Annotated in this window: 3 protein-coding genes and 1 pseudogene; 2 read left to right on the top strand and 2 right to left on the bottom strand. The window is 60.8% G+C overall.

The window, feature by feature from the left end:
- Positions 1-379, bottom strand: a pseudogene (locus BP858_RS03955) (hypothetical protein); the annotation flags it as partial.
- Between the two features lie 705 nt (positions 380-1,084).
- On the opposite strand from BP858_RS03955, the gene BP858_RS03960 reads away from it, so the two are divergent.
- The gene (locus tag BP858_RS03960) at positions 1,085-2,038 is read left to right on the top strand and encodes a methyltransferase domain-containing protein (protein ID WP_286878902.1); all 954 of its coding nucleotides are present in this window, start codon (positions 1,085-1,087) and stop codon (positions 2,036-2,038) included.
- 117 nt (positions 2,039-2,155) lie between these two features.
- Positions 2,156-2,530, top strand: coding sequence for a hypothetical protein (locus tag BP858_RS03965; protein WP_048104758.1), 375 nt, complete (start codon positions 2,156-2,158; stop codon positions 2,528-2,530).
- A 9-nt stretch (positions 2,531-2,539) separates the two neighbouring features.
- On the opposite strand, the gene BP858_RS03970 is transcribed toward BP858_RS03965, so the two are convergent.
- Positions 2,540-3,106 (bottom strand): diacylglycerol/polyprenol kinase family protein, encoded by a 567-nt coding sequence (locus BP858_RS03970; protein WP_014867723.1) that lies wholly within the window; start codon positions 3,104-3,106, stop codon positions 2,540-2,542.
- Positions 3,107-3,374: the final 268 nt, after the last annotated feature.

Consider the following 3,374-nt stretch of genomic DNA (forward strand, 5'->3'; position numbering starts at 1 on the left):
CACCGGTCTTCCCCGGGCCGGCGGACGGCTTCGCACCTCCAGAGGCTGCCTTACGCGGCGAGGAGTCCGTTTGGTTTCCGATCGCGAACGACTGGTTAAATTCCAGGGCGAGCTGTATCTGATCGGGTGTCAGGAGATTCAATTCTGCCGCTGCTTCGCCCTCTTCGCCGTCATGGATCTTTTCAAGTGCTTGCTGCCCCTTAATCCCCCCATATTCGGCAAGCACCACCTGACCTTCGTTGAGTACCAGGACAGCACTCTTGTTGCCAAGGAGGATCGTGCAGATCCCGGTAAACCGTTTTGAGCCCATCTCTTCTATCAGGGCACGGGATGTCGTGGACTTGATGAGACGATGGAACTGACCTCGTGGCAGCTGCATATTGACAATCTTAGCTCACTGGTATGAAATAAGTATTGCTATTAATAGCTTTTGAAATTAGTATGGAGTGAAACTAATGTTAAAGTTTATTTAACCTTTAAATATTGGCTTTCTCCCAAAACCGTCGTCGAATCCCATGATTTGCCGCCAAATTTCTGATCTTATCACCGAGAAGCTGTATCCTAACAGAGGTATATTCACCTTCGGACATAATTCTGGATCCTAGTGGAGCATTTCACCTTATTTTGCGGGTCCTGATGCAGATCGCCACCGCACGCGAAGAGCGCGAAGCCGCGAAGTTTTCCCGTTTCTTGCCCTTCGCGCCCTTCGCGCCCTTCGCGCCCTTCGCGGCTTCGCGTGGGATTTCGGTATAGGGAGGTGCTACGGTCTCTCGCGAAGGGCGAGGCGATGTCCGCATGGAAATATTAGATGCAATGATCCGCTAGTAGAATAAAATCCTAAAAGCGATCGCACAAGAGGGAGACTACAGGTAGCGCTAATAGGCCTCACAATAATGCATGGAACTCGCATGAAGCCATGCGAAGAACTGCAAAAATGAAATCCCCCCGGCTCCCCCTGTAATCCAGGCTCCGGGCACCACCAGGTGTGGTTGCAGCCCCAGGGGCGATGCGAACCTGAGAGGACCGGGATCCCGGGCGTGGTCGAGCACGCGTTTTATCGCCATACCGGGCCAATACCATGGGGATGAAACTGCTCTTCGAACTCTCCGGCGAGCACCCCGACCTCCCGGTCGCGGAACTGGAGTGTGTAGGGAGGGTTCTCGATACCCGTGCCCAGGTAGCGGTTGCCGAGTGCCCGGATCCCCAGATCGCCGGGCGCCTTGCCCTGACGCATGTGGTGATGGAGTATCTCGGGGAGTGCGAGCCCTCGATGGAGGCGTTCGCGGCCCTCCTCGCCGACCTCGCCATCACAACCACAAAACCGTTCGCCGGAAGGGTAAAGAAGGTCCAGGGGTGCCGGATGGAGGCCCCGCAACTCGACCTGGAACGGCTGATCGGGAGCCTGATCACCGGCCCGGTCTCGCTCCGGAGGCCCGTGGAAGAGTACCGTGCGGTCGCGTCGGAGGACCGCTGCTACTTCGGCCGCGTTCTCTTTCGGATCGACCGGGGAGGGTTTGATTTCCGAAACCCCATGCGCCGGCCGTTCTTCCACCCCGGCGTGATGATGCCCCGGATGGCCCGGGCGCTCGTGAACCTCTCCCTGATCCAGCCCGGGGAACGGGTCTTTGACCCCTTCTGCGGCACCGGCGGGATCCTCCTTGAGGCCCGGGAGATTGGCATCCGGATTCTCGGGAGCGACTTTGACCCCGCGATGGTCGCCGGCTACCGGCAGAACCTCCCGGGGTCGGACGTGATGATCGCCGACGCCACAGCGGTCCCGATCTGCGACCACACCCTCGATGCGGTCGTGACCGACCTCCCCTACGGTCAGTCGGTCCGGATCCGCGCGGAGAGCATGGACGATCTCTACGAAGGCTCGCTCGCCGAGATCCGTCGTATCCTCAGGCCCGGGAGGCGCGCGGTCATCGTCACGCACCGCGACATCACCGATATCGCCGCCCGCCACTTCACCGTCCTGCAGGCGCACGAGCAGCGGGTGCACAAGAGCCTGACCCGCCGGATCCTGGTGCTCTCCTGACAATTTCCGGGATAACGGCTCCCGGCTCAGCCGATCCCACTTCCCCGGGTGCCCGGGAGGGTGGGGTCTGCCTGGTGCCGGCACCAGTTTTATGGCAGGTATCAACGAATTTTATTCGTGGACGCAAATATTAAGCGCTACGGCCTTTACCTCATCCGGTGGCAGCTCTCGACGCCGATCCTCGCCGCCGTGCTCTACCTGCTCGCGGGCCTCGGAGCGCTCACCGCCACAGTCATCGCAAACCTCATTGGCGGTCTCATCTTCTTCTGGGTCGACCGGTTCATCTTCACCTCCCGGACGCTCGCCACCCCCGCCAGATGGGAGGTCAGGGAAGAGGTCAGGTGCGCGGACTGCAGCGCGATTGCCCGGGGCTACCGCCTCGTCATGACGAAGGACTACGACAGGACCAACGACCCTGCGCCCGAATTCCGTTGCGAAGCGTGCTCGAAGAAGAAGTCGGAAGAACTCAAGCGGCGGGGCGTCCACCACTGACCCCTCCCGTCAGAATACCGTCACGACAACTCCCATAAGAGCAAGAGTCAGGCAGACAGCAACCTGGATAGCCACGTTGTCGTCGAGCGGGGAGTAGGCCTCGACGACGCCCGCGACGCCCGCCACAACCACGGCCGCCCACCATGGCACCAGAAAGATCAGCGCCAGGGCGGCCGCGACCGCCCCGGTGAGGGTCCCCTCAAGCGACTTACTACCCCGGATGGTGTGCCTCCCAAACCGCAGTCCGGCGATGGTCGAGACACTGTCGAGCAGACCGAGTGTGACGAGGCCGACCGCGGTGTACTCCCTCCCAAAGACCGCCAGGCAGAAGAGAGCGCCGATAGCGTAGGCGATACCGCCTTTGAGCGGCACCTTGCCCCGTCGCTCGGCCTCGTCCATCACCCCGGAGAGGACCGGGAGATCGTAGCCGCGAGTGAAGGCGTCGCAGAGGAGGAAGAGCACGACGAGCACCGCGCTCACGAATACGAGAGCCTCCTGATCGTCCAGGCGGAGAATGACCGCGGCGCCGAGGAGCCCCATGAGCAGGTGGACCACCTGGCGGAACGTCTCGCCCATCGCACCGGAGTGGCAGCTCCGACAGATAAAGCATGGTGGTGATCCCCAGCCGGGGAGGAGTCACCTTAATGTAGTCTCCCTCTATCCACACCCCGGTGAGGGAGAAGAACATGACGACGGTACGAAAATACGTAAACCCGCCTGCCGCTGAAGTGATATGCGAGTTCCGGTTCCCCGAGGATACCCCCTGGGACATGACCTACCCCGGCATACTCTACAATCACTTAAAGGACGTCTATCCAAAGCGCGACCAGCGCTACGTGCGCGA

This window comes from Methanoculleus sp. UBA413 (assembly GCF_002502935.1).
Classification (GTDB): Archaea; Halobacteriota; Methanomicrobia; order Methanomicrobiales; family Methanoculleaceae; genus Methanoculleus; species Methanoculleus bourgensis.

Bases quoted from the DNA above. Each gene is read 5' to 3' on its own strand.
- BP858_RS03970 (WP_014867723.1), bottom strand. From the start codon at position 3,106: ATGGGCGAGACGTTCCGCCAGGTGGTCCACCTGCTCATGGGGCTCCTC.
- BP858_RS03960 (WP_286878902.1), top strand. From the start codon at position 1,085: ATGAAACTGCTCTTCGAACTCTCCGGCGAGCACCCCGACCTCCCGGTC.